Source organism: Streptomyces sp. NPDC111656 (genome assembly GCF_055656965.1).
The window spans coordinates 205,018-230,786 of sequence record NZ_JBVKCA010000005.1 but is presented as its reverse complement, the minus strand read 5'-3'; the positions used below and the strand labels follow the sequence as shown (position 1 = coordinate 230,786).

General features: G+C 69.9%; 21 protein-coding genes. 13 read left to right on the top strand and 8 right to left on the bottom strand.

The genetic code is table 11. The annotated features are described in order from the left end of the window. Position 1 precedes the first annotated feature (1 nt). The 5 genes from ACZ7M3_RS17285 to ACZ7M3_RS17265 form a co-directional block, all read right to left on the bottom strand. Positions 2-754: an amino acid ABC transporter ATP-binding protein gene (locus ACZ7M3_RS17285; RefSeq protein ID WP_067364105.1), complete on the bottom strand. Its 753-nt coding sequence runs from the start codon at positions 752-754 to the stop codon at positions 2-4. Then, entirely contained in the window at positions 751-1,677 is a 927-nt protein-coding gene (locus tag ACZ7M3_RS17280; protein WP_472064164.1) for an amino acid ABC transporter permease, read from the bottom strand. The genes ACZ7M3_RS17285 and ACZ7M3_RS17280 overlap by 4 nt, the downstream gene beginning before the upstream one ends. Then, positions 1,674-2,558, bottom strand: a complete 885-nt coding sequence (locus tag ACZ7M3_RS17275; RefSeq protein WP_472064163.1) for an ABC transporter substrate-binding protein — start codon at positions 2,556-2,558, stop codon at positions 1,674-1,676. The genes ACZ7M3_RS17280 and ACZ7M3_RS17275 overlap by 4 nt, the downstream gene beginning before the upstream one ends. Positions 2,559-2,959: 401 nt before the next feature. Beyond that, complete coding sequence (locus ACZ7M3_RS17270) at positions 2,960-3,616, bottom strand: MBL fold metallo-hydrolase (RefSeq protein ID WP_075026258.1); 657 nt, start codon at positions 3,614-3,616, stop codon at positions 2,960-2,962. A gap of 9 nt (positions 3,617-3,625) precedes the next feature. Further along, positions 3,626-4,315, bottom strand: a complete 690-nt coding sequence (locus ACZ7M3_RS17265) for a maleylpyruvate isomerase family mycothiol-dependent enzyme (RefSeq protein WP_355303857.1) — start codon at positions 4,313-4,315, stop codon at positions 3,626-3,628. 223 nt (positions 4,316-4,538) lie between these two features. Between ACZ7M3_RS17265 and uvrA the strand changes: the two genes are divergently transcribed. Further along, complete coding sequence (gene uvrA, locus ACZ7M3_RS17260) at positions 4,539-7,580, top strand: excinuclease ABC subunit UvrA (protein WP_261686138.1); 3,042 nt, start codon at positions 4,539-4,541, stop codon at positions 7,578-7,580. Between the two features lie 133 nt (positions 7,581-7,713). On the opposite strand, the gene ACZ7M3_RS17255 is transcribed toward uvrA, so the two are convergent. Together ACZ7M3_RS17255 and ACZ7M3_RS17250 are read right to left on the bottom strand one after the other, a co-directional pair. Next, positions 7,714-8,625 carry a carbohydrate kinase family protein gene (locus ACZ7M3_RS17255; RefSeq protein WP_472064160.1) on the bottom strand — a complete coding sequence of 304 codons (912 nt, stop codon included), beginning with the start codon at positions 8,623-8,625 and terminating at the stop codon, positions 7,714-7,716. Further along, on the bottom strand, positions 8,622-9,719 hold the full coding sequence (locus ACZ7M3_RS17250; protein ID WP_472064158.1) for a LacI family DNA-binding transcriptional regulator: 1,098 nt from the start codon (positions 9,717-9,719) through the stop codon (positions 8,622-8,624). Before ACZ7M3_RS17250 ends, ACZ7M3_RS17255 begins: the two co-directional genes overlap by 4 nt. Before the next feature lie 236 nt (positions 9,720-9,955). On the opposite strand from ACZ7M3_RS17250, the gene ACZ7M3_RS17245 reads away from it, so the two are divergent. Next, a complete protein-coding gene (locus tag ACZ7M3_RS17245) occupies positions 9,956-10,360 on the top strand; it encodes a Rieske (2Fe-2S) protein (protein WP_388525259.1) in 405 nt (134 codons plus the stop codon). A 39-nt stretch (positions 10,361-10,399) separates the two neighbouring features. Here ACZ7M3_RS17245 and ACZ7M3_RS17240 read toward each other — a convergent pair whose 3' ends face one another. Continuing rightward, the gene (locus ACZ7M3_RS17240; protein WP_095855279.1) at positions 10,400-11,347 is read right to left on the bottom strand and encodes a hypothetical protein; all 948 of its coding nucleotides are present in this window, start codon (positions 11,345-11,347) and stop codon (positions 10,400-10,402) included. Positions 11,348-11,639: 292 nt separating this feature from the next. Between ACZ7M3_RS17240 and uvrC the strand changes: the two genes are divergently transcribed. The 11 genes from uvrC to ACZ7M3_RS17185 all read left to right on the top strand — a co-directional run bounded on the left by uvrC (position 11,640) and on the right by ACZ7M3_RS17185 (position 25,710). After that, the gene (gene uvrC, locus ACZ7M3_RS17235; protein ID WP_472064155.1) at positions 11,640-13,805 is read left to right on the top strand and encodes an excinuclease ABC subunit UvrC; all 2,166 of its coding nucleotides are present in this window, start codon (positions 11,640-11,642) and stop codon (positions 13,803-13,805) included. Then, entirely contained in the window at positions 13,802-14,827 is a 1,026-nt protein-coding gene (rapZ, locus tag ACZ7M3_RS17230) for an RNase adapter RapZ (RefSeq protein WP_472064153.1), read from the top strand. Before uvrC ends, rapZ begins: the two co-directional genes overlap by 4 nt. After that, positions 14,824-15,894, top strand: a complete 1,071-nt coding sequence (locus tag ACZ7M3_RS17225; protein WP_355303873.1) for a gluconeogenesis factor YvcK family protein — start codon at positions 14,824-14,826, stop codon at positions 15,892-15,894. Before rapZ ends, ACZ7M3_RS17225 begins: the two co-directional genes overlap by 4 nt. Next, on the top strand, positions 15,885-16,874 hold the full coding sequence (whiA, locus tag ACZ7M3_RS17220) for a DNA-binding protein WhiA (protein ID WP_010987695.1): 990 nt from the start codon (positions 15,885-15,887) through the stop codon (positions 16,872-16,874). Before ACZ7M3_RS17225 ends, whiA begins: the two co-directional genes overlap by 10 nt. A 163-nt stretch (positions 16,875-17,037) precedes the next feature. Next, the gene (locus ACZ7M3_RS17215; protein ID WP_472064150.1) at positions 17,038-19,995 is read left to right on the top strand and encodes a M14 family metallopeptidase; all 2,958 of its coding nucleotides are present in this window, start codon (positions 17,038-17,040) and stop codon (positions 19,993-19,995) included. A gap of 190 nt (positions 19,996-20,185) precedes the next feature. Next, a complete protein-coding gene (gene gap / locus ACZ7M3_RS17210; RefSeq protein WP_351303047.1) occupies positions 20,186-21,196 on the top strand; it encodes a type I glyceraldehyde-3-phosphate dehydrogenase in 1,011 nt (336 codons plus the stop codon). A 128-nt stretch (positions 21,197-21,324) separates the two neighbouring features. Further along, positions 21,325-22,536, top strand: a complete 1,212-nt coding sequence (locus ACZ7M3_RS17205) for a phosphoglycerate kinase (RefSeq protein ID WP_472064148.1) — start codon at positions 21,325-21,327, stop codon at positions 22,534-22,536. Between the two features lie 6 nt (positions 22,537-22,542). Next, positions 22,543-23,319, top strand: coding sequence for a triose-phosphate isomerase (tpiA, locus tag ACZ7M3_RS17200; protein ID WP_095855285.1), 777 nt, complete (start codon positions 22,543-22,545; stop codon positions 23,317-23,319). 125 nt (positions 23,320-23,444) lie between these two features. After that, the gene (gene secG / locus ACZ7M3_RS17195; protein WP_031143845.1) at positions 23,445-23,681 is read left to right on the top strand and encodes a preprotein translocase subunit SecG; all 237 of its coding nucleotides are present in this window, start codon (positions 23,445-23,447) and stop codon (positions 23,679-23,681) included. Positions 23,682-23,917: 236 nt separating this feature from the next. Beyond that, the gene (locus ACZ7M3_RS17190; protein WP_095855286.1) at positions 23,918-24,253 is read left to right on the top strand and encodes an RNA polymerase-binding protein RbpA; all 336 of its coding nucleotides are present in this window, start codon (positions 23,918-23,920) and stop codon (positions 24,251-24,253) included. Positions 24,254-24,441: 188 nt separating this feature from the next. Next, entirely contained in the window at positions 24,442-25,710 is a 1,269-nt protein-coding gene (locus ACZ7M3_RS17185) for an MFS transporter (protein WP_472064145.1), read from the top strand. Positions 25,711-25,769: the final 59 nt, after the last annotated feature.

Here is a 25,769-nt window from a genome sequence, read left to right as displayed (position 1 = left end):
CTCAGAGCCGCCCCGCCTCCACGATCCGGCGCAGGAACCGCTGGGTGCGCTCCTGTCGCGGGCTCCCGAAGAGCTCCTCGGCCGTGCCGCGTTCGAGGACCACACCGCCGTCCAGGAAGCACACCTGGTCGGCGACCTCGCGGGCGAAGCCCATCTCGTGCGTGGCCAGCACCATGGTCATGCCCTCGTCCTTCAGGTCCCGGACGACGGACAGGACCTCACCCACGAGCTCCGGGTCGAGGGCGGCGGTGATCTCGTCGAGGAGCAGCAGCCGGGGACGTACGGCCAACGCGCGGACGATCGCAGCCCGTTGTTGCTGCCCGCCGCTCAGCCGGTCGGGGTACTCGCCCGCCTTCGCGCCGAGGCCGAGCCGGTCGAGCAGCTCACGCGCGTGTGCCTCGGCCTCCGCGCGGCCCACGCCGTGCACGCGGCGCGGGGCGAGCGTGATGTTCTCCAGCACGGTCATGTGCGGGAAGAGGTTGTACGCCTGGAAGACCACGCCGATCCGACGGCGTACGGCGTCGTGGTCGGCCCTAGGGTCGGTGATCTCCTCGTCGTCCAGCCAGATCGCGCCGTCGTCGATCTCCTCGAGGAGGTTCGCACAGCGCAGCAGGGTCGACTTGCCGGAGCCGGAGGCGCCGATCAGCGCGGTCACCGTGTGCGGGGCGACCTCCAGGTCGACGTCCCGCAGTACGACGGAGTCGCCGAAGGTCTTGCGGACGGATTCCATCCGCAGCACCGGTGTGCCGGTCATATGGTCCCTCCCTGGGCCCGCTGACGGTCCATCCGGGCCGTGATCCAGTCCGTGAAGCGGGTCATCGGAATGGTCAGCGCGACGAAGACCAGTCCCGCGACGATGTACGGCGTGTAGTTGAGGCTGCGGCCCACGATGATGTCGGCGGCCCGCACCGCGTCGACCGCGCCGCCGATCGACACGAGCCCGGTGTCCTTCTGGAGGGACACCAGGTCGTTGAGGAGCGGCGGCACCTGGCGGCGTACCGCCTGGGGGAGGACGACGTAGCGCAGGGCCTGCCGGTTGGTGAGCCCGAGCGAGCGGGCCGCGGCGCGCTGCGAGGGGTGGATGGACTCGATGCCGGCGCGGAACACCTCGGCGACGTACGCCGAGTACGTCAGCGTCAGCGCCGTACCGCCCAGGAGGACCGGGTCCACGGTGACGCCCTGCAGCCGCAGCGCGGGGACGCCCAGGACCACGATCATCAGGTTGATGATGAGCGGGAGGCCACGGAAGAAGTCCGTGTACGCGGCGGCCAGGGCCCGTACGGGGAAGAACACCGGGCCGCGCAGGGTGCGGGCGATGGCGATCAGCATGCCCAGGACGAGGACCGCGGCGCCGCATATCAGGAGCAGCCGTACGTTCAGCCACAGCCCTTCCAGGACCTTGGGGAACGCCTCGCGCGCGTACCGCCCGTTGAAGAACGTCTCCTTGGTGCGCGACCAGCCGGGCGCGTTGACGACGACGAGGTACAGCACGACGCCGGTGACCAGGGTGGAGAGCGCGGCGATCACCGTCGCGCGGCGGGCGCGGGCGCGCTTGTGGCGCTCCCGTTCGATCCGCCGCTGCGACGGGACGTACGCCTCGGACATGCCGCCCTCACCGGAGCCCGCTCCCGGCTCTCCTCCCGGCTCCCCTTCCGACTCCTCCTTGGTGACGGTCACTTGAGCACCGGAGCGTCGACGGCTTCGGACAGCCACTGCTTCTCGATCGAGGCGAGCGTGCCGTCCTGGCGCAGGGCGTCCACGGCCTTCGTCACGCACGGGGTCAGGGCGCTGCCCTTGTCGAGGACGAGTCCGAACTGTTCGGGCGTGCCCCCGGTGTTCTCGAACTGCCCGACGATCTTGGCGTCGGTCACCTCGGCCGCCGTGATGTAGAACGCGGTCGGCAGGTCGACCACGATGGCGTCGACCTGACCGTTCTTCAGCGCGGACTTGGCCTGGTCGTTCTTCGCGTACGCGGCCGGCTGCTGGGTCGGCTTCACCACGTCGTCGATGTAGTTCAGGCTGGTGGTGCCGACCTGGGCGCCCAGCTTGAGGCCCTTGAGGTCCGCGATGCTCTTCGCCTTCGCTGCCTTGGAGCCCTTGAGCGCGATGACGGCCTGGCGGACGTCGTAGTAGCCGGACGAGAAGTCCACCGCCTTCTTGCGCTCGGCGCTGATCGACACCTGGTTGATGTCGAAGTCGAAGGTCTTCACACCGGGCGCGAAGGCCTTGTTGAAGGGGACGGTCTGCCAGACGACGTCGCTCTTGTCGTAGCCGAGCTGCTTGGCCACGGCGTACGTGACCGCGGACTCGAAGCCCTTGCCGTTCGCGGGCTTGTCGTCCTTGAACCACGGCTCGTACGCGGGCTCGTCGGTCGCGATGGTCAGCTTGCCGGACGTCCGGGTGCCCAACGCGCCCTTCGCGCAGGCTTCCCCGGTTGTCCCGGAGGCCTTGGCGGAGGCTTTGTCCTCCGGCTGCGGGGCACAGCCCACGGCGACGGCGAGCAGGGCGACGGTGGTGGCGGACGCGGCGCGGCGCAGGGTGCGTTGGGCGAGATGCATGGCGGGAGAGTGACAGCGAGGCAGGCCGTTTGTCGAGGTCACAACCGTAAATGTCCGCATAGTGGGAACGTGTGTTGCGGTCCCGTGAACGCTCGATGAGAAGAGCCGCGGATCGGACTGCCGACGGCTTCGCCGGGGCCGCCGGCCGAGGGCGGGGATCAATGGGCCGGCGGCCCGTTTCGCGTCAGGAGCCGTCGACCTGAGCGGGGCTGCTTCCAGTGGACTGCACCACCGCACACGCCGGGAGCGCGCGCGGGGCACCGGCGCGTGCGCTCCATTCACACGGGGCGCGTGTTCGCGGACTTCACGCCCCCGGTCTGGGTCAGTGAGAGGGCCCGGACCGGTCGGGGTTCGTCATACGACCCGGACCGGTCGGGCTTCGTTCGTCACACGACCCGGAGTCACCAGCCGCGTGCGTGCCACTCCGGAAGGTGCGGCCGCTCGGCGCCCAGCGTCGTGTCGTTGCCGTGCCCCGGGTAGACCCAGGTCTCGTCCGGCAGTGCGTCGAAGATCTTCGTCTCGACGTCGTGGATGAGGCTGGCGAACGCCTTCGGGTCCTTGCGGGTGTTGCCCACGCCGCCGGGGAAGAGACAGTCCCCGGTGAACACGTGCGGGTGCCCGTGCGGGTCGTCGTAGACGAGGGCGATCGAGCCCGGCGTGTGTCCCACGAGGTGGCGCGCGGTGAGCTCCACGCGCCCTACCCGGATCGTGTCGCCGTCGCCCACGAGGACGTCGGTCGGCACGGGGATGCCCTCGGCGTCGTCCCGGCCCGCGTAGGTGCGGGCGCCGGTGGCCACCACGACCTCCGCGAGCGCCTGCCAGTGGTCGCCGTGCTGATGTGTGGTGACGACGGACGCGATGCCGTCGTCACCGATCAGCGTGAGCAGGGTGCCGGCGTCGTTGGCCGCGTCGATCAGCAGCTGCTCGTCGGTGGCCCGGCAGCGCAGCAGATAGGCGTTGTTGTCCATCGGGCCGACCGCGACCTTGGAGATCATCAGGTTCTGCAGCTCGTGCACATCGGCAGGTCCGCCGACCTTCACCGCTCCGCTGTACGTCATGACGGCAGCCTATAGCGGGGGGAGCGCGGGGAGTGGCCCGCCATCGACGCTCAGCCCCGAACCGTCGCGCCGTCCGCAGAGCCAGCCGAGCAGCGCCGGTGCGGGACCGGTCACGGTGACCTCGGGTCCGCCCTCGGCATCGCGTCCCGTGCTCCACGCGCGCGTGCCGTCGGTGATCCGTGTGGAGGACACCTGGGAGTGCCCCGTGAACCGATCGGCGAGGAACTCGATCTCCCGTTCCACGAACTCCTCCGGGAGATCTTCGAGCTCGTACCCGATCCCCAGATCCACGTGATGCAGCTCGACCTCGCCCCAGCGCCGGAACGGTACCCGGGCCGCGGAGTCCGTGACCCCGTTGCGCAGCTCCACCGTGCGCGACCAGTCCGCGGGCGCCGCCCCCGTGTCCTGGAACCGGGCCGCGCTCTCCCGCAGGTCCGCGAGCTGTCCGTCCAGAGGGCGCGGCGCGTCCCGCTCGATGTCGGCGTCCCGGGCTTCCCCGGAGACGTACATGGGGCGCCCGTCGAGGACGTTCACGAGCGCGTCCGCGTTACGGGAGAGGTGGGCGAGCACATGGCCGCGGCTCCAGCCGGGCAACCGTGACGGCTCGGCCGCGGAAGCGTTGTCCATTTTGGTGGCTGCGTTGAGCAGTCGTTCCGTCGCGTCACGTACAGACGCCAGGTCGCGCACATGATCCATCATGCGGCCGACCCTAGCCCCGCCACACGTTCGGGTGAAGGTGGTCGGCCACACCCGCAAATCGAATGCACGTGCTATACCCTCGAGTGCGGCGTCGGGCATGCTGGATGGCCCGGGATTGTTGTGAACCAGGGAAAGCAACCGGCGCTGTCAGTGGCTCCCCCTAGTCTGGGAAAGACGGGGGCCTCGGCCCCTGTCACTTCTCTCAAGAAAGGTGCGGACCGGCGTGGCCGACCGTCTCATCGTCCGTGGAGCGCGCGAGCACAATCTGAAGAATGTCTCGCTCGACCTCCCGCGCGACTCGCTCATCGTCTTCACGGGCCTGTCGGGGTCGGGCAAGTCCTCGCTGGCCTTCGACACGATCTTCGCCGAGGGGCAGCGGCGTTACGTGGAGTCACTGTCCTCGTACGCCCGGCAGTTCCTCGGCCAGATGGACAAGCCGGACGTGGACTTCATCGAAGGCCTCTCCCCGGCGGTCTCCATCGATCAGAAGTCGACCTCGCGCAACCCGCGCTCGACGGTCGGCACCATCACCGAGGTCTACGACTACCTGCGTCTGCTCTTCGCGCGCATCGGCAAGCCGCACTGTCCCGAGTGCGGTCGCCCCATCACGCGCCAGTCGCCGCAGGCCATCGTCGACAGGGTTCTGGAGCTGCCCGAGGGAAGCCGCTTCCAGGTCCTTTCGCCGCTGGTGCGCGAGCGCAAGGGCGAGTTCGTCGACCTCTTCGCCGATCTCCAGACCAAGGGGTACAGCCGGGCCAGGGTCGACGGCCAGACGATCCAGCTCACCGAGCCGCCCACGCTGAAGAAGCAGGAGAAGCACACCATCGAGGTGGTCGTCGACCGCCTCACGGTGAAGGACTCCGCCAAGCGCCGCCTCACCGACTCCGTGGAGACCGCCCTCGGGCTCTCCGGCGGCATGGTCGTGCTCGACTTCGTCGACCTCCCCGAGGACGACCCCGAGCGCGAGCGCATGTACTCGGAGCACCTGTACTGCCCGTACGACGACCTGTCGTTCGAGGAGCTGGAGCCCCGCTCCTTCTCCTTCAACTCGCCCTTCGGCGCCTGCCCCGAGTGCACCGGTATCGGTACGCGCATGGAGGTCGACCCCGAGCTGATCGTCCCGGACGAGGACAAGTCCCTCGACGAGGGCGCCATCCACCCCTGGTCGCACGGGCACACCAAGGACTACTTCGGGCGGCTCGTCGGAGCCCTCGCCGACGCGTTGGGATTCCGGACCGACATCCCCTTCGCCGGTCTCCCGCAGCGCGCCAAGAAGGCCCTGCTCTACGGCCACAAGACGCAGATCGAGGTGCGCTACCGCAACCGGTACGGGCGCGAGCGTGTCTACACCACCCCCTTCGAAGGGGCCGTCCCCTTCATCAAGCGGCGGCACAGCGAGTCCGAGAGCGACGCCAGCCGCGAGCGCTTCGAGGGCTATATGCGCGAGGTGCCCTGCCCCACCTGTGAGGGCACCCGCCTCAAGCCGCTCATCCTCGCCGTCACCGTCATGGAGAAGTCGATCGCGGAGGTCTCCGCGATGTCGATCAGTGACTGCGCGGACTTCCTGGGCAAGCTGAAGCTCGACGCGCGCGACAAGAAGATCGCCGAGCGCGTCCTGAAGGAGGTCAACGAACGGCTGCGCTTCCTGGTCGACGTCGGCCTCGACTACCTGTCGCTCAACCGCGCGGCCGGCACGCTCTCCGGCGGCGAGGCCCAGCGCATCCGCCTGGCCACCCAGATCGGCTCCGGCCTCGTCGGCGTCCTGTACGTCCTCGACGAGCCGTCCATCGGCCTGCACCAGCGCGACAACCACCGGCTGATCGAGACCCTGGTCCGGCTGCGCGACATGGGCAACACGCTCATCGTCGTCGAGCACGACGAGGACACCATCAAGGTCGCCGACTGGGTCGTCGACATCGGCCCCGGCGCGGGTGAGCACGGCGGCAAGGTCGTGCACAGCGGCCCCTTGAAGGAGCTGCTCGCCAACCCCGAGTCGATGACCGGCCAGTACCTGTCGGGCAAGAGGGAGATCCCGCTTCCGGACATCCGCCGCCCCGCCGACCCGGGCCGCAGGCTCACCGTGCACGGCGCCCGTGAGAACAACCTCCAGGACATCGACGTGTCCTTCCCGCTGGGCGTGCTCACGGCGGTCACCGGTGTCTCCGGTTCCGGCAAGTCGACGCTGGTCAACGACATCCTGTACACACACCTGGCGCGCGAGCTCAACGGCGCCCGGAGCGTTCCAGGGCGGCACACGCGTGTGGACGGCGACGACCTCGTCGACAAGGTCGTGCACGTCGACCAGTCGCCCATCGGCCGCACCCCGCGGTCGAACCCGGCCACGTACACCGGAGTCTTCGACCACGTCCGCAAGCTGTTCGCCGAGACGACCGAGGCGAAGGTGCGGGGCTACATGCCCGGCCGCTTCTCCTTCAACGTCAAGGGCGGCCGCTGCGAGAACTGCTCGGGCGACGGCACCATCAAGATCGAGATGAACTTCCTGCCGGACGTGTACGTCCCCTGCGAGGTCTGCCACGGGGCGCGCTACAACCGGGAGACCCTGGAGGTCCACTACAAGGGCAAGTCCATCTCCGAGGTCCTCGACATGCCGATCGAGGAGGCCCTCGGCTTCTTCGAGGCCGTCCCCGCGATCGCCCGCCACCTGCGCACGCTCAACGACGTCGGTCTCGGCTACGTCCGGCTCGGTCAGTCCGCGCCGACGCTGTCCGGCGGCGAGGCCCAGCGCGTCAAGCTCGCCAGCGAGCTGCAGAAGCGTTCCACGGGCCGCACGGTGTACGTGCTGGACGAGCCGACCACCGGTCTGCACTTCGAGGACATCAGCAAGCTGATCACGGTGCTCTCCGGTCTGGTCGACAAGGGCAACACGGTCATCGTCATCGAGCACAACCTCGATGTCATCAAGACCGCCGACTGGGTCGTCGACATGGGCCCGGAGGGCGGTAACGGCGGTGGTCTCGTGGTCGCCGAGGGCACGCCCGAGCAGGTCGCCGGGGTTCCGGCCAGCCACACCGGCAAGTTCCTGCGCGAGGTCCTGGGCGCGGACCGGATCAGCGACGCCGCCTCCGTACCGGCTCCCCGCAAGGCGACGGCCAAGAAGGCGGTCGCGGCCAAGTCGACGGCCAGGAAGACGACCACGAAGGCCGTGAACAACACGGCCACGAAGAAGGCCGCCGCGGCCACCAGCACGACGGCAACGAAGAAGGCGACCCCCGCGAAGAAGACCACGCGGGCACGCAAGGCCTGATCCGGCAGGCAGCACGGGCCAGGCCCGACACATCACGAAAAACACGGTGCCCCATGGGAACTCCCCATGGGGCACCGCCTGTTGCACATTCAGCCGCCCTTGGACCACATCGGTCTCAGCGGATCCGGCTGCCTCAGGGGGCGTCGAGTTCCGCGGCGAACGGCGGCTCCGCGCCCGCTCGGGAGCAGGTGATCGCCGCCGCGCGGGCCGCGAACCGCAGCAGCTCGCTCCAGCCCTCGGGGCCCAGCTCGGCCAGTGCCGCCCGGGACAGCGCGTCCCGCGCGGCCAGGCCGTGCAGCAGGGCCGCGTTCACCGTGTCTCCGGCGCCGATGGTGTCCACGACCTCGACCGGCTCACCGGGCACGGAGTGGACGGATCCGTCCTGGGTGAACACCGTCAGGCCGTCGCCGCCCTGGGTGATCACGACGGCCGCGGGACCGGAGGCCAGCCACTCGCGCGGGGTGCCGCCCAGCCACAGCGCGTCCTCCTCGGAGAGCTTGAGGAGCGACACCGACGGCAGCCAGCTCTTGAAGCGGGCCCGATAGGCGTCCGCGTCGGGGATGAGCACGGCTCGGATGTTCGGGTCGAGCGTGGTGAACACGCCGCGCGCGGCGGCGGCCCGCATGAGCTCCTCGTAGGCGCTCGCGCCCGGCTCCAGGACCAGCGAGCAGGTCCCGAAGGACACCGCCCGGGTGGCGTCCGGGAGACACTCCGGCGCGGCGAACAGGCGGTCGGCCGTGCCCTCGACGTAGAAGGAGTACGCCGCCGAGCCGTCCGCGTCGATGGAGGCGACCGCGAGGGTCGTCGGCTCCGTCCCGCGCTGCACCGAGGACACGTCGACGCCCGCCTCGCGCAGCCCGCCGAGGAGCGCCTCGCCGAAGGCGTCGTGCGAGACTCGGGAGCAGAAGGCGGTGGGGGAGCCGAGGCGGCCCAGCGCCACCGCCGTGTTGTAGGGGCCGCCGCCGCGTGCGGGCCGCAGGCCGACGAGCGCGCCCGCGCCCTGCGGTACCAGGTCGATCAGGGCCTCACCGGCGACGACGATCACGACAGGGATCCTTTCGCGGGACTCTTCTGACTCGGGTCGGCGGGGGAGGCCCCCGGTGTCCCGGGGGGCTCGGCGCAGCCGCACGAGGTGCGGTGGACGAAGGCGCAGGGGAGGCGCACGGTGCGGGCCGGGTGGTCCGGCGAGGCGAGCCGTTCCAGGAGCAGCCGGACGGCCTGCGCGCCGATCTCCTTGCTGGGCTGGGAGATCGCGGTCAGCCGTGGCGCGAACAGATCCGCCCAGGCGAAGTCGTCGAAGCAGCACAGCGCCAGGTCGTCCGGCACGGACAGACCGCGTGCGCGCAGGGCGCGCAGGGCCCCGATGGTCATCGCGTTGTTTCCGGTGACCAGCGCGGTCGGGGGCGCCGCCAGGGACAGCAGCGCGTCGGTGGCACGTTCGGCGGCCGTCGCCTCGGAGTCGCCGTGCGTCACGAGCCGTTCGTCGTAGGGGAGCCCGGCGCCCGCGAGGCCGTGGCGGTAGCCGGAGATCCGCTCGTTCGTGGTGCTGAGCCCGGGCAGGCCCGCGACGAGCCCGATGCGCCGGTGACCCCGTTCGGCGAGATGCCCGACCAGCCGTGCCATCGGCTCGGCGTTCTCGGTGCAGACCTGGTCGAAGCGGAAGTCGAAGCGGAAGGGGTGGTCGGCCGGGGCCTCGACCAGGCGGTCCAGGAAGACGGTCGGCACGTTGTGCTGCCCGAGGTAGCGCAGGAGCGCGTCCGGATCGGCGGAGGGCGCGACGATCAGACCGTCGACGCGTCGCTCGTGCAGCAGCTGGACGACCTTCCGCTCGTGCCGGGGATCGTCGTGCGGGTCGGCGAGGAGCAGCCCGTACCCGTGCTCCAGGGCGCCCGCTTCGACGCCCTGGAGGATCTCCGTGAAGTACGGGTTGCTGATCGCCGACACCGCGAGGCCGATGGACCGGGTGCGTGCGGTGACCAGCGAACGGGCCAGGGTGTTGGGCGTGTAGCCGAGCGCGTCGATGGCGTCCAGGACGGCCTGGCGGGTGTGGGGCAGCACGGGGCGCGTGTCGTTGAGCACATGGGAGACGGTCGCCACGGACACTCCCGCGTGCGCCGCCACGTCGACCATCGTTGCCATCGCCCTGCCTCGCCTCTCCCGGGCGTCCCCCTGGGGCCCTCCCCGAACTCTCGGCCTGCTCCGGCGGGAACGTATCGCATTCGACGGTGGACGTAAACGCTTGCGTAAACGTTTACGTCCTGTCACCCGCACTTTTGAGGGCACCTTCGGGGCCGCATCTATGAGGACCCCCTCCGGGCGGAATGATCCCTACCGGTATCGTCGACACACACCCGGCCCCGACCTGTGGAGACGCCATGCCTGCCCGCCGTACCGTCCTGCGAGGAGCGGCGCTCGCCCCGGTCGCCGGGATCGCCCTCAGCGCCTGCTCCGGCGGCAGCGGGGGCGGGACGCCGGCGGCGCCGACCGCGCCGGTCGAGCTGGGCGCGGAGAGCGAGGTCGCCAAGGGCGGCGCCAAGCTGTACCGGGAAGAGAACGTCGTGGTCAGCCGCGCCGAGAACGGCTCTCTGAAGGCGTTCAGCACGATCTGCACGCACGCCGGGTGCGCCATCAACAAGCTTCAGGGCACGACGCTGATCTGCCCGTGCCACGGCAGCGAGTTCGACGCGGCGACGGGCCAGGTGCTGCAGGCCCCGGCCACCGTGCCGCTGAAGGAGCTGTCCGTGCAGGCCAAGGGCGGCAGGATCGTCGCGGGTCCCTGACCGGGAGTGCGGTGACGCCGCGTTCCCGGCCGGTCGGGGTCACTCCCAGTCCCAGCCGATGCCCACGATGCCCGACCGCACCCGCGGCTCGACGAGATGCACCGAGCGATGGCGCCCGCTGAGGGCGAGCTCCTGGCGGCCGCTGCGTGGTGCCGCCGCCGAGTGCTGGGTGAACCGGTGGCAGCGCACGGGCAGCGCATCCTCGGCGAACCGCACCTGGAGGGCGTACTGCCCGCCCGCGAAGCCGAACCCGCGTACGTACTCGCTGGACGCGCCGGCCGTGCCGTCCTCGAAGCCGTAGCGGAAGAGGAACGTATCTCCTGCGCGCAGCCGCGTGTCGAAGAGCAGCTCGGCGACCATCACTCCGGTGTCGTGGTGCCAGCGCACCCGTCCCGTGCGGCAGTTTTCCAGTGCTCGGACCGCCGTGCGCTCCGGGGCGCAGCCGGGGTCACCGTGGTGGACGGCCACATAGCGGTCCACACCGTCCTTGTAGGCCCGCACGATGTGGTGGGATTCACGCGCGAGCAGCTCGCGGTGCGTGCCTATCCGGACGAGTTCGTGGTGGCCGAGAGTGTGCAGCCCGCCGTCGAGCGGTGACTCCAGCTCGGCCAGGAGTCGCTCCAGGACGCCGGAGGCCTCCACCAGGGAGCGGTACGAGCGGCCGGTGGGGCGCTGGGGGTCGCAGCGCTGGTCGGCCTTGGCCAGCAGCCGGATCAGCGACTCGTCCGGGAGCTGGAGTATCTCCTCCAGGGCGCGTACGGCGCGCAGCGATTCGGGGCGCTGTGGGCGCCGGGCGCCCTGCTGCCAGTAACTCAGGCTCGTGACCCCGACTTTGACCCCGTACCGAGACAGATGGTGCTGTACGCGCTGCAGGGGCAGGCCGCGTGCGGCGATCGCGGCGCGCAGTGCGACATGGAAGGGGCCTCCCGCCAGGGCCGTCTCCAGTTCGGCAATGGCGACGTCCGCGTGCTGTGTGCCGTACCGCATGCAGGGGCCTTTCTGTGAATGTTCACAACGGCTGGTCAGACCGTTGGATGTAGGTCCTCGGGAGCGCCCGGCCGGCGCGCGGGGCTTGTTCACACGCGCCTGTCGCCGTCCACGACCCCGAGTTCCCACGCATTGAAGCGTGTTGACCAAGCCCCGACAACACCTGATACGCAACCTACTCAACCTGCCGTACCGCCCTCTGGCCGATCTGCGATCGCGGTCCCGGCGGCCGAGTCCACAGGCGGGCCGGGAGGTCGTCGCGGTGTCAGCCCTCGCCAGTAGGGTGTGTGACATGGCCGACCCCTCCAGCTACCGCCCCAAGCCGGGACAGATCCCGGACTCTCCCGGGGTGTACAAATTCCGCGACGAGCACCGCCGGGTGATCTACGTCGGAAAGGCGAAAAGCCTGCGCCAGCGCCTGGCCAGCTACTTCCAGGACCTGGCGGGCCTGCACCCCCGCACCCGCACCATGGTCACCACGGCCGCGTCCGTGGAGTGGACGGTGGTGTCCACGGAGGTGGAGGCGCTGCAGCTGGAGTACTCCTGGATCAAGGAGTACGACCCCCGGTTCAACGTCAAGTACCGCGACGACAAGAGCTACCCCTACCTCGCGGTGACGATGAACGAGGAGTTCCCGCGTGTGCAGGTGATGCGCGGCCACAAGCGCAAGGGCGTGCGCTATTTCGGTCCGTACGGGCACGCGTGGGCGATCCGTGACACCGTCGACCTGCTGCTGCGTGTCTTCCCGGTCCGCACCTGTTCGGCGGGCGTCTTCAAGAACGCCGCCCGCACCGGCCGCCCCTGCCTCCTCGGTTACATCGGCAAGTGCTCCGCCCCCTGCGTCGGGCGGGTCTCCGACGAGGAACACCGTGAGCTGGCCGAGGAGTTCTGCGACTTCATGGCCGGCCGTACGGGGACGTACATCCGCCGCCTCGAGCAGCAGATGACGGACGCGGCCGAGGAGATGGAGTACGAGCGGGCGGCCCGTCTGCGCGACGACATCGAGGCCCTGAAGAAGGCCATGGAGAAGAACGCGGTCGTGCTCGCCGACGCGACCGACGCCGACCTGATGGCCGTCGCCGAGGACGAGCTGGAAGCCGCCGTGCAGATCTTCCATGTGCGCGGCGGCCGGGTGCGCGGCCAGCGCGGCTGGGTCACCGACAAGGTGGAGGCCGTCACCACCGGTGACCTGGTCGAACACGCGCTGCAGCAGCTCTACGGAGAGGAGACGGGCGACTCCGTCCCCAAGGAGGTGCTCGTTCCGGCACTGCCCGACCCCGTGGAGCCCGTCCAGGAGTGGCTGACCGAGCGCCGCGGGTCGAACGTCTCCCTCCGCATCCCGCAGCGCGGCGACAAGAAGGCGCTCATGGAGACCGTGCAGCGCAACGCGCTCCAGGCTCTCGGCCTGCACAAGACCAAGCGCGCCTCCGACCTGACCACCCGCTCGCGCGCCCTGGAGGAGATCGCCGGAGCCCTCGACCTGGACAGTGCCCCGCTCCGGATCGAGTGCTACGACATCTCGCACCTCCAGGGGGACGACGTGGTCGCCTCCATGGTCGTCTTCGAGGACGGGCTGCAGCGCAAGAGCGAGTACCGGCGCTTCCAGATCAAGGGCTTCGAGGGCCAGGACGACGTCCGCTCCATGCACGAGGTGATCACCCGCCGCTTCAGGCGCTATCTCGCCGAGAAGGAGCGGACGGGCGAGTGGACGAACGGCGAGAACGCTTCCAGCGAGGGGACCTCCCGCGACGGGGCCTCCGCCGACGGGACCTCCACCGAAAGCGCTCCCCTGGGGAACGCCGCCCTGGAGGGTGACAGCGAGGGGAACGCCTTCGTGGGGAACGCCTTCACCGAGGAGGACGGCCGCCCCAAGCGCTTCGCCTACCCTCCGCAGCTCGTCGTCGTCGATGGTGGCCAGCCGCAGGTCGCGGCGGCCAAGAGGGCCCTCGACGAACTGGGCATCGACGACATCGCCGTCTGCGGTCTCGCCAAGCGCTTGGAGGAGGTCTGGCTGCCGCACGAGGACGACCCGGTGGTCCTGCCCCGCACCAGCGAGGGCCTGTACCTGCTCCAGCGGGTCCGTGACGAGGCCCACCGCTTCGCCATCACCTACCAGCGCACCAAGCGGGCCAAGCGCTTCAAGGCGAGCCCACTGGACGAGGTGCCGGGCCTCGGCGAGACCCGCAAACAGGCGCTGATCAAGCACTTCGGCTCGGTGAAAAAGCTGCGATCCGCGACCATCGACCAGATCTGCGAGGTCCCCGGCATAGGCCGCAAGACGGCCGAGGCGGTCGCCGTGGCCCTCGCCCAGGCGGCTCCGGCCGCACCCGCCGTGAACACGGCGACTGGAGAGATCATGGAAGACGAGGAAGTCGGGGCGTCCGGTACGACCACGGGCTCCCCGGAGGAGCCCGTGTCCGCGGGCGCCTCACACGAGCGACGGGGGCAGGAGACATGAGCGACAACGAACGACAAGAGATCCCAGCACAGACCGAACAACCGGCCGAACAACCGGCCGAACAACCGGCCGGACCACAGACCGGGCAGACGGCCGCACCACAGGCCGCCGACGAGACCCAGGGGGGTACGACGATGGAGACGCCCGCGGTGCCCGAAGCCGCCATCCCCGAGCTGGTGATCATCTCCGGGATGTCCGGGGCGGGCCGGTCGACGGCCGCCAAGTGTCTGGAGGACCTCGGCTGGTTCGTCGTCGACAACCTGCCGCCCGCGCTGATCCCCACCATGGTGGAGCTCGGCGCCCGCTCCCAGGGCAACGTGGCGAGGATCGCGGTCGTCGTCGACGTACGAGGCCGCCGCTTCTTCGACAACCTCCGCGAGTCCCTCGCCGACCTGGAGGCGAAGAACGTCACCCGGCGGATCGTCTTCCTGGAGTCCTCCGACGAGGCCCTGGTACGCCGCTTCGAGTCCGTGCGCCGTCCGCACCCCCTCCAGGGCGACGGCCGCATCGTCGACGGCATCGACGCCGAGCGCGAGCTGCTGCGCGAGCTGCGCGGCGACGCCGACCTGGTCATCGACACCTCCAGCCTGAACGTGCACGAGCTGCGCGCCAAGATGGACGCCCAGTTCGCCGGCGAGGAGGAGCCCGAGCTGCGGGCCACCGTCATGTCCTTCGGCTTCAAGTACGGCCTTCCGGTCGACGCCGACCTGGTCGTGGACATGCGCTTCCTGCCCAACCCGCACTGGGTCCCGGAGCTGCGCCCCTTCACCGGCCTGAACGAGGAGGTGTCGGCGTACGTCTTCAACCAGCCCGGCGCCAAGGAGTTCCTCGACCGCTACACCGAGCTGCTCCAGCTCATCGCCGCCGGCTACCGCCGCGAGGGCAAGCGCTATGTGACCATCGCGGTCGGCTGCACCGGCGGCAAACACCGCTCGGTCGCCACCTCCGAGAAGCTCGCCGCCCGCCTCGCCTCGCAGGGCGTGGAGACCGTGGTCGTCCACCGGGACATGGGGCGCGAGTGACCGGACGTGCCGCACTGCGGCTGAGCAGGCTGCGCCGGGTCGCCTCCGAGGGGCGCGGCGACAGGCCCGCCGAGGCGCGCGGCGCGAAGCCGCGCCGCCGGGGTGCCCAGCCCAAGGTCGTCGCCCTCGGCGGCGGCATGGGGCTGTCCGCCTCGCTCGCCGCGCTGCGCCGGATCACCGGCGACCTCACCGCCGTCGTCACCGTGGCCGACGACGGCGGTTCCAGCGGGCGTCTGCGCGACGAGCTGGGCGTGCTGCCGCCCGGCGACCTGCGTAAGGCCCTGGCCGCGCTGTGCGGCGACGACGACTGGGGCCAGACCTGGGCCCGCGTCATCCAGCACCGTTTCCAGTCCCAGGGCGATCTGCACGAGCACGCGGTCGGCAATCTGCTGATCGTCGCCCTGTGGGAACAGCTCGGCGACCATGTCCAGGCCCTGGACCTGGTCGGAAGGCTGCTCGGCGCGCACGGCCGGGTGCTGCCCATGTCCGCCGTACCCCTGGAGCTCCAGGCCCTGGTCAAGGGGCACGACCCGGAGCGGCCCGAGGACGTGGAGACCGTACGGGGACAGGCGACCGTGGCCCTCACTCCCGGCGAGGTGCAGTCCGTGCACGTCGTCCCCGCCGACCCGCCCGCCGTCCCCGAGGCCGTGGCGGCGGTCCTCGACGCCGACTGGGTGGTCCTCGGCCCCGGCTCCTGGTTCTCCTCGGTGATTCCGCACCTTCTCGTGCCCGAGCTCCTCGATGCGCTCACCGAGACGAAGGCGCGCCGGGTACTCTCCCTGAACCTCGCCCCGCAGCCCGGAGAAACCGAGGGCTTCTCCCCGCAGCGTCATTTGGAGGTTTTGGGACGACACGCCCCTAAACTCGCCCTGGACGTGGTGCTGGCCGACGAGGCCGCCGTGCCCGATCGCGACTCACTCGCCGACGCCGCCCAGCGGTTCGGCGCCGCGGTCGAGCTGGCGCCGGTGGCCCGGACCGACGGATCTCCGCGGCACGACCCGGAGCTGTTGGCCGCCGCGTACGACCGTATTTTTCGGATGCATGGAAGGATCGGCCCATGGCGATGACGGCAGCGGTGAAGGATGAAATTTCCCGGCTCCCCGTCACCCGGACCTGCTGCAGAAAGGCGGAGGTCTCCGCCATTCTGCGGTTCGCCGGCGGCCTCCACCTGGTGAGCGGCCGGATTGTGATCGAGGCGGAGCTGGACACCGCGATGGCGGCGCGCCGGCTGAAGCGGGACATTCTGGAGATCTTCGGCCACAGCTCCGAACTGATCGTGATGGCGCCCGGCGGTCTGCGCCGCGGCTCCCGGTATGTCGTGCGCGTCGTCGCGGGCGGCGACCAGCTGGCCCGCCAGACGGGGCTCGTGGACGGTCGTGGGCGCCCGATCCGGGGCCTCCCGCCGCAGGTGGTCTCGGGGGCCACCTGCGACGCCGAGGCGGCCTGGCGCGGAGCGTTCCTGGCGCACGGCTCGCTCACCGAGCCGGGTCGCTCCTCCTCCCTGGAGGTGACCTGCCCGGGTCCGGAGGCGGCGCTCGCGCTCGTCGGTGCCGCCCGTCGGCTTTCGATCGCCGCGAAGGCCCGCGAGGTGCGCGGCGTGGACCGCGTGGTCGTCCGTGACGGAGACGCGATCGGCGCGCTGCTCACCCGTCTCGGAGCGCACGAGTCGGTGCTGGCCTGGGAGGAGCGGCGGATGCGTCGCGAGGTCCGCGCCACGGCCAACCGGCTCGCCAACTTCGACGACGCCAACCTGCGCCGCTCGGCCCGTGCCGCCGTCGCCGCCGGGGCCCGCGTGCAGCGCGCCCTGGAGATCCTCGCGGACGAGGTGCCGGAGCACCTCGCGGCCGCCGGACGGCTGCGCATGGAGCACAAGCAGGCCTCCCTGGAGGAGCTGGGCGCGCTCGCCGACCCGCCGCTGACCAAGGACGCCGTCGCCGGCCGTATCCGGCGGCTGCTCGCGATGGCCGACAAGCGGGCCCAGGATCTCGGCATCCCCGGGACGGAGTCGAACCTCACCGAGGAGATGGCGGACAACCTCGCGGGCTGACTGCTCCGACCGATCGCCGGAAGCCCAACATGCCGGTGCCGATGTCCACTTGGGACGTCGGCACCGGCGTTTGCGTTCCTGTGAGGCACCCTTGACTTGACCATGAAGTGTCATGAGCCTGGCATCTGTTCGCTGCTGTGGCGGACTCACGCAAGGGGGGCTCATGAGACGAAGAGCGAGAGCGATCCTCGCTACGGGCGCGCTCCTGCTGGGCGGTGCGGGCATGGCGCCCATCGCCCAGGCGCAGAACGGCGGTTCACCCAAGCCCGACGCGAACGCCGTGAAGGTGTTCCGCGCGGAGATCACGAAGCAGCAGGTACCCCTGCTGCTCGCGGCCGGGCAGGACGGCCACGAACTCGGCGACGCGACGTGGAAGAACGGCAAGAGCGCGGTCGAGGTCTACGTCACCGACCAGCAGGCCAAGAAGCTGCAGAAGCAGGGCGTCGCCCTCACCGAGCACGACCTGACGGCCAAGGCCGAGGCGCGGGTGGAGAACGCGGCCCAGGGCGTGTTCCGCCCGTACAGCGGCAAGGGCAATCTCCAGGAGGAGATCGTCAAGACCGGCGCCGCCCACCCCGACCTCGCCAAGGTCGTCTCCATCGGCAAGACGGTCAACGGCCAGGACATCCTCGCGCTCAAACTGACCAAGGGCGCGAAGAAGTCCAAGGACGGCTCCAAGCCGTCCGTGCTGTACATGTCCAACCAGCACGCGCGCGAGTGGATCACGCCCGAGATGACACGGCGTCTGATGCACTACTACTTGGACAACTACTCCACGGACAAACGCATCAAGAAGATCGTCGACTCCACCGAACTGTGGTTCGTGCTGTCGGCCAACCCCGACGGCTACGACTACACGTTCAAGGACGCCGACGCCCGTCAGTGGCGCAAGAACCTGCGGGACGTCAACGGCGACGGGGTCATCTCCACCGGTGACGGCGTCGACCTCAACCGCAACTTCGCCTACAAGTGGGGCTACGACGACGAGGGTTCGTCACCCAACCCCACCAACGAGACCTACCGCGGCGCGAGCCCCGGCTCCGAGCCCGAGACCAAGGCGCTCGACGCCTTCGAGAAGCGGATCGACTTCACGTACGGCATCAACTACCACTCCGCCGCCCAACTGCTCCTCTACGGAGTGGGCTGGCAGGTGGCGACGCCCACCCCGGACGACGTGCTCTACAAGGCGCTCGCCGGAACCCCCGAGCACTCCGCGATCCCGGGCTACCACCCCCAGGTCTCCTCGGAGCTCTACACGACCAACGGCGAGGCGGACGGCCACGCGGGCAACGTCAACGGCATGGCGATGTTCACCCCCGAGATGTCGACCTGTGAGACCGCCTCGGACATCGACCCGAACGACGCCTGGAACGCGGCCGACTGCGCCTCGGTCTTCACCTTCCCGGACGACGAGAAGCTGATCGAGCAGGAGTTCGAGAAGAACGTCCCGTTCGCGCTCTCCGTCGCCGAGACCGCGGCCCACCCCGACCAGCCGTCGTCCTCGGTGGGCCTCGACGCCCCCGACTTCACCCCGGCCCCCTTCACGACGTCGTACTCCCGCGGCGCCGACCAAGAGGTCTCCGTCGTCGTCCGCAAGTCCGTACGCGACAAGGAGCTCAAGTACCGCGTCAACGGCGGCCGTACGCTGGACATGGCACTCAAGGCCTGGAAGGGCGGCGAGACCTACGGCGGCACGGACAACCTCTACTTCGACGAGTACCGCGCCAAGGTGAAGGACGGCGACCCCGGCGACAAGGTCGAGGTGTGGTTCACCGGTGAGACCAAGAGCGGCAAGAAGACGTCCAGCACGCACTTCACGTACACCGTGGCCCAGCGGCCCGGTGCCGACACGCTGGTCGTCGCCGAGGAGGGCGCGACCGCCACACAGTCCCAGGCCTACGTCGACGCCCTGAAGGCCAACGGCAAGAAGCCCCTCGTCTGGGACGTGGCGACCCTGGGCGCACCCGACGCGCTCGGCGTGCTCGACCACTTCAAGACGGTCGTCCACTACACGGGCGGCGTACGGCCGGGCAACGCCACGCAGCTCCAGCTGCGCGCCTTCCTCAACGAGGGCGGCAAGCTGATCGAGGCGGGTGAGCTGGCCGGCGGCAGCGTCGACCTCGGCGGTGGCACCTTCTCGAACGACTTCAGCCAGTACTACCTGGGCGCCTACTCCCGTACGTCGACTCCGGGGGCCACCGGCTACACGGGCTCCGGGAAGTTGGCCGGCTTCACGGCGGCACTCGGCGACGCGCCCGGCAACTCGCTGAACGTGGCGGGGACCTATGGCGTCACCTCGGACTCGCTGCCCGCCGCGCAGTACCCGCAGTTCGGGTCGAGCGCGGGAGCAGGGCAGTTCGCCGGGACCGTCAACCCGTACGGGCCCTACGCGGGCTCCTACATGGCGGCCGCGGTGCACACCGACGACGCCTACAAGCGCCTCACTCGCACCATCGACCTCACCGGTGTCGGAGCAGCCGACAAGCCGACGCTGCGTTCCCAGCTCCTGTGGGACACCGAGCCCGGATACGACCACGCGGTGCTCGAAGTCCACACGACCGGGGCGGACGACTGGACGACGCTCCCCGAGGCGGGCGGGGCCACCAGCAACACGGTCCCCGCGGAGTGCGAGGCCGGATTCCTGGTCAGGGAGCACCCCTTCCTCAAGCACTACCTGACCGTGAGCTCCGCCGGCTGCGCCAACACCGGTACCAGCGGGGCGTGGAACAGCTTCACCGGCGCCTCCAGCGGCTGGCAGCAGGTCAACTTCGACCTCAGCGGGTACGCCGGCAAGTCGGTCGAGGTGTCGCTGACCTACATCACCGACCCGAACACCGGTGGTCACGGCGTCCTCGCGGACAACGCCTCCCTCGTCGTCGGCGGGGCGGCCACCGACACCGAGGGCTTCGAGATCTCCCTCGGACCCTGGAGCGCCTCGGGACCGCCCCCGGGCAGCCCCGCCGTGCTCAAGGACTGGGCGCGCTACGGAGAGTTGTTCAAGACGTACGGCGGCATCACCACCGACGACACGGTGCTGCTGGGCTTCGGCCTGGAGCACGTCACCGCGGCGGCCGACCGCGCGGCCCTCATCAAGAAGGCGCTCGGGGCGCTGAACAGCTAACCCTGTGTGACTATCTCGTCAACACCGAGGGTGTTCCGTACCCCTACTGGTGGGTACGGAACGCCCTGCCGTGTATGGGGTATCTCGATGTCACCGCAGACGCCCCGGGGAGGTAGGGTCGTAGGCGGTCGGGGACATCCCATACAACTCGCCGGCACTGAGTCGGCGTACCTAACGAGGAGATCGGTTCGTGACGATCCGCGTAGGCATCAACGGCTTTGGCCGCATCGGTCGTAACTACTTCCGCGCGCTGCTGGAGCAGGGTGCTGACATCGAGATCGTGGCTGTCAACGACCTGGGTGACACCGCGACCACCGCTCACCTGCTGAAGTACGACACCATCCTGGGCCGCCTCAAGGCCGAGGTGTCGCACACCGCCGACACGATCACGGTCGACGGCCACACCATCAAGGTGCTCTCCGAGCGCAACCCCGCCGACATCCCGTGGGGCGAGCTGGGCGTCGACATCGTCATCGAGTCGACCGGCATCTTCACCAAGAAGGCCGACGCCGAGAAGCACATCGCCGGCGGCGCCAAGAAGGTCCTGATCTCGGCTCCGGCCAAGGACGAGGACATCACCATCGTGATGGGCGTCAACCAGGACCAGTACGACCCGGCGCAGCACAACATCATCTCCAACGCCTCCTGCACCACCAACTGTGTGGCGCCGATGGCCAAGGTGCTCGACGAGAACTTCGGCATCGTCAAGGGCCTGATGACGACGGTCCACGCGTACACGAACGACCAGCGCATCCTGGACTTCCCGCACTCGGACCTGCGTCGCGCCCGCGCCGCCGCCGAGAACATCATCCCGACCACGACGGGTGCCGCCAAGGCCACCGCTCTGGTCCTCCCGCAGCTCAAGGGCAAGCTCGACGGCATCGCGATGCGCGTCCCGGTCCCGACCGGCTCGGCCACCGACCTGGTGGTGACCCTGCAGCGCGAGGTCACCAAGGACGAGGTCAACGCCGCGTTCAAGAAGGCCTCCGACGACGGCGACCTCAAGGGCTACCTGGCCTACACCGAGGACCCGATCGTCTCCTCGGACATCGTCGGCGACCCGGCCTCCTGCACCTTCGACTCCTCCCTGACGATGGTCCAGGAGGGCAACTCGGTGAAGATCCTCGGCTGGTACGACAACGAGTGGGGCTACTCCAACCGCCTCGTCGACCTCACGGTCTTCGTCGGCGGCCAGCTCTAAGTCCCGGAGCAGGCACCTCTGATGTGAGAGCAGGGCTCGGGCAGCGCACAGCCGCGTTGTCCGAGCCCTGCTCTGTGCACGGATCGATCAGCCCTCCCGGACAACAGAGCCCTCCTAGGAGTCCCTTTATGAAGACGATCGACGAACTTCTCGCCGAAGGCGTGGACGGCAAGCGGGTCTTCGTCCGCGCCGACCTCAACGTGCCGCTCGCCGACGGCCTCATCACCGACGACGGCCGTATCCGCGCCGTCCTGCCCACCATCAAGGCCCTCGCCGAAGCGGGCGCCAAGGTGGTCGTCGCCTCGCACCTGGGCCGCCCCAAGGGCGCCCCGGACCCGGCGTTCTCCCTGCTGCAGCCCGCCGAGCGTCTCGGTGAACTGCTCGGCGCCCCCGTGGCGTTCGCCCAGGACACCGTCGGCCCCGCCGCCCACGACGCCGTGAACGGCCTCCAGCCCGGCCAGGTCGCCGTGATCGAGAACCTGCGCTTCAACCCGGGCGAGACGTCCAAGGACGACACCGAGCGCGGCGAGTTCGCCGACCAGCTCGCCGCCCTGGGCGACGTCTACGTAGGCGACGGTTTCGGTGCCGTGCACCGCAAGCACGCCTCCGTGTACGACCTCCCGGCGCGCCTTCCGCACTACGCGGGTTACCTCATCGCCACCGAGGTCAACGTCCTGAAGAAGCTCACCGAGGACGTCAAGCGCCCCTACGTCGTCGCGCTCGGCGGCGCCAAGGTCTCCGACAAGCTCGCCGTCATCGACCAGCTGCTCGGCAAGGCCGACCGTCTGCTCATCGGCGGTGGCATGGCGTACACCTTCCTCAAGGCCAAGGGGTACGAGGTCGGCATCTCCCTCCTTCAGGAGGACCAGGTTCCGGCCGTCAAGGAGTACATGGACCGCGCGGAGAAGAACGGCGTCGAGCTGGTCCTCCCCGTCGACGTCCTGGTCGCGCCGGAGTTCCCGGACCTGAAGACCAAGGCCCCCGCCAACCCCACCACCGTCGCCGCGGACGCCATCCCGGCCGACCAGGAGGGCCTGGACATCGGTCCGGAGACCCGCAAGCTGTACGCCTCGAAGCTCGCCGACGCGGCCACCGTCTTCTGGAACGGTCCGATGGGCGTCTTCGAGCACCCCGACTACGCCGAGGGCACCAAGGCGGTCGCCCAGGCCCTCGTCGACTCCCAGGCCTTCACGGTCGTCGGCGGTGGCGACTCCGCCGCGGCCGTCCGCATCCTGGGCTTCGACGAGAAGGCTTTCGGTCACATCTCGACCGGTGGCGGCGCCTCCCTCGAATACCTCGAGGGCAAGACGCTCCCCGGCCTCGCCGCACTGGAGGACTGACCCCGCATGACGACCCGTATGCCGCTGATGGCGGGCAACTGGAAGATGAACCTCAACCACCTCGAGGCCATCGCGCACGTCCAGAAGCTCGCCTTCGCCCTGGCCGACAAGGACTACGAGGCCTGTGAGGTCGCCGTCCTGCCGCCCTTCACCGACCTGCGCTCCGTGCAGACCCTGGTCGACGGCGACAAGCTCAAGATCAAGTACGGCGCCCAGGACCTCTCGGCGCAGGACTCCGGTGCCTACACCGGCGAGATCTCGGGCCCGATGCTGTCCAAGCTGAAGTGCACGTACGTGGCGATCGGCCACTCCGAGCGCCGGCAGTACCACAACGAGACCGACGAGATCGTCAACGCCAAGATCAAGGCCGCCTTCAAGCACGGCCTGACCCCGATCCTGTGCGTCGGCGAGGAGCTGGCCGTCCGCGAGGCGGGCAACCACGTCGCGCACACGCTCTCCCAGGTCGACGGGGGTCTCAAGGACGTCCCGGCCGAGCAGGCCGAGTCGATCGTGATCGCGTACGAGCCGGTCTGGGCCATCGGTACCGGCAAGGTCTGCGGCTCCGACGACGCCCAGGAGGTCTGCGCGGCGATCCGCGCCCGGCTGGCCGAGCTGTACTCCCAGGAAGTGGCCGACCAGGTCCGCATCCAGTACGGCGGCTCTGTGAAGTCCGGCAATGTCGCGGAGATCATGGCGAAGCCCGACATCGACGGCGCCCTGGTCGGCGGTGCCTCTCTGGACGCCGACGAGTTCGTCAAGATCGTCCGCTTCCGCGACCAGTAAGTATGCGCTAGCGGCGATTCGTCGTACCCTTGCGGGGGTCGTGGCCTTCGGAGTGGGCTTGAGGTGCTCACCCAGTAGGCTTCGGCCCCCGTCGTCCATTCAGTTCCGAGGAAGTTGGTCCAGCCGTGGTTTTGGGGTTCTCGATCGCCCTGATCGTCTTCAGCCTGCTGCTGATGCTGCTGGTGCTGATGCACAAGGGGAAGGGCGGCGGTCTCTCCGACATGTTCGGTGGCGGCATGCAGTCGTCCGTCGGTGGCTCCTCGGTCGCCGAGCGCAACCTCGACCGCATCACCGTGGTGGTCGGTCTGCTCTGGTTCGCGTCCATTGTCGTGCTCGGCATCCTGATGAAGGTCAACAACTGATCACCGACCGGCATCGGTACAGCAGCACAACTGCACATTACGCAAGCACAATCCGCACGTAAGGCCCCATGTCCGGTACGCGCCCCCAGGCGCGGCCTATCATGGGGCTTGCGTCTAGGGGCCGGGGTGTAACTCCAATCACTGGACGCGCGTTGGGCCTTACGTAGACTGAGGCGCTCGCAGCGAAGCGTCACGCCGACTCGCTTCGCGGCACCATCACGCAGGGAGTTACAACCGTGGCAAGTGGCAACGCGATCCGAGGAAGCCGGGTCGGGGCGGGGCCGATGGGCGAGGCCGAGCGCGGCGAGTCCGCGCCGCGGCTGCGCATCTCCTTCTGGTGCTCCAACGGGCACGAGACGGTGCCCAGCTTCGCCAGCGACGCGCAGGTTCCCGACACCTGGGACTGCCCGCGCTGCGGCTTTCCCGCCGGACAGGACCAGGACAACCCGCCGGACCCGCCGCGCACCGAGCCGTACAAGACGCACCTCGCGTACGTACGGGAGCGGCGCAGCGACGCGGACGGCGAGGCCATCCTCGCCGAGGCGCTCGCCAAACTGCGGGGCGAAATCTAGGAGTTGAGAACCGGCCGGGCACCGAGGTGCCTGGCCGGACGTGTTTCGTACGCCGGGTCGCGCGCGGGCGCGCCGCCGGGGTGCGCCACCGTGCCGACCCGGTCACGGAGCGTCCGCGGCGCCGTCGCGAGCCGATTGTCAGTGGTGCCCTCTACGGTTCTTGAAGTGGCGGAACCAGAGGGGGCGTTGTGGCGACGGTCGAGGCGGCGGAGGTGCGGGCACCCGCGTGGCGCGGGGGATTCGGGCGGCTGTGGAGCGCGGCGGTGGTCTCGCGCTTCGGGGACGCCCTGCGCACCGCCGCGCTGCCGCTGCTCGCCGTGCGGCTCACGGACGATCCGCTCGTCATCGCCTCCGTCACGGCCTGCGGCTACCTCCCCTGGCTCCTCTTCGGGCTGCTGGGCGGCGCGGTCGCGGACCGGGTGGACCAGCGGCGGGCGATGTGGGCCGTCGACACCGTACGCGGCGGGCTGGTGGCCTGCTTCGCCCTCGCCGTCGGGCTCGGCCACGCCACGATCGGTCTGCTGATCGCGCTCGCCTTCGCCCTGACCACCCTCCAGACGCTGTTCGACAACGCGTCCACGGCCCTGCTGCCCTCCCTGGTGGGCAAGGAGACCCTGGGCAGCGCCAATGCCAGGCTGATGACCGGCCAGCAGCTCGCCGGCGGCTTCCTGGCCGGCCCCTTCGTGCCGCTGCTGCTCACCCTCGGGGCCGCCGCGCCGTTCGCGGCCGACGCGGTCACCTATCTGCTGGCCGCGGCCCTCGTGGCCTCCCTGCGGATCCGGGCGCCCGAGCGGGAGCCCCGGCCCGCCGGGAGCACCCTGCGGGCGGAGGTGGCCGAAGGAGTGCGCACCCTGTGGCACGACAGGGTGCTGCGCGCGGTCTGCACGGCCACCCTGCTGTGCAACATCGGCATGGGCGCCCTGATCGCCACACTGGTCCTGCACGTGACCGGCTGGCTGCACGCGGGAAACGCGGGCTTCGCGGCCGCGATGACGGCCTACTCGGCCGGATCCCTGGCCGGGGGAGTGCCGGCCCAGTGGATCGCGCGCCGGATCGGGCGGGTACGGAGCCTGCTCCTGTGCGGATGCGTCCAGACGGCGGCCCTGGTACTCCTCGGCACCGTCCGCCACCTGGGTGCACTCCTCGCGGGCATGGCACTGCTCGGACTGATGGGCATGGTGTGGAACGTCAACCAGGTCACGCTGATGCAGCAACGCAGCCCGGCGGCCATGGTGGGCCGCGTCAGCTCCGCGTTCCGCACCGCCTCCACCTCCGGTGCCCCGGTCGGCGCCCTGCTCGGCGGCGCCGTGGCGGGTGCCTACGGACTGAACGGACCCGCGCTGTTCGCGGCCGTCCTCTTCGGGCTCGCCGTCACCTCGCTGATACCCGCGCATCTGCGGGACGTATCTGTTGTTGAGCCGGACGACGGCGCTACGACAGCTCACGTCAAGCCCTGATCAATTAGGTTGGGACCGGCAGTGGGGCGAGGCAAGCAGCAGCACACGCAGGAAAGAAG

Bases quoted from the DNA above. Each gene is read 5' to 3' on its own strand.
- ACZ7M3_RS17270 (WP_075026258.1), bottom strand. From the start codon at position 3,616: ATGACGTACAGCGGAGCGGTGAAGGTCGGCGGACCTGCCGATGTGCAC.
- ACZ7M3_RS17240 (WP_095855279.1), bottom strand. From the start codon at position 11,347: ATGCGGTACGGCACACAGCACGCGGACGTCGCCATTGCCGAACTGGAG.
- rapZ (WP_472064153.1), top strand. From the start codon at position 13,802: ATGAGCGACAACGAACGACAAGAGATCCCAGCACAGACCGAACAACCG.
- ACZ7M3_RS17275 (WP_472064163.1), bottom strand. From the start codon at position 2,558: ATGCATCTCGCCCAACGCACCCTGCGCCGCGCCGCGTCCGCCACCACC.
- uvrC (WP_472064155.1), top strand. From the start codon at position 11,640: ATGGCCGACCCCTCCAGCTACCGCCCCAAGCCGGGACAGATCCCGGAC.
- ACZ7M3_RS17250 (WP_472064158.1), bottom strand. From the start codon at position 9,719: ATGGCAACGATGGTCGACGTGGCGGCGCACGCGGGAGTGTCCGTGGCG.
- tpiA (WP_095855285.1), top strand. From the start codon at position 22,543: ATGACGACCCGTATGCCGCTGATGGCGGGCAACTGGAAGATGAACCTC.
- ACZ7M3_RS17215 (WP_472064150.1), top strand. From the start codon at position 17,038: ATGAGACGAAGAGCGAGAGCGATCCTCGCTACGGGCGCGCTCCTGCTG.
- ACZ7M3_RS17265 (WP_355303857.1), bottom strand. From the start codon at position 4,315: ATGATGGATCATGTGCGCGACCTGGCGTCTGTACGTGACGCGACGGAA.
- whiA (WP_010987695.1), top strand. From the start codon at position 15,885: ATGGCGATGACGGCAGCGGTGAAGGATGAAATTTCCCGGCTCCCCGTC.
- ACZ7M3_RS17245 (WP_388525259.1), top strand. From the start codon at position 9,956: ATGCCTGCCCGCCGTACCGTCCTGCGAGGAGCGGCGCTCGCCCCGGTC.
- ACZ7M3_RS17205 (WP_472064148.1), top strand. From the start codon at position 21,325: ATGAAGACGATCGACGAACTTCTCGCCGAAGGCGTGGACGGCAAGCGG.
- ACZ7M3_RS17285 (WP_067364105.1), bottom strand. From the start codon at position 754: ATGACCGGCACACCGGTGCTGCGGATGGAATCCGTCCGCAAGACCTTC.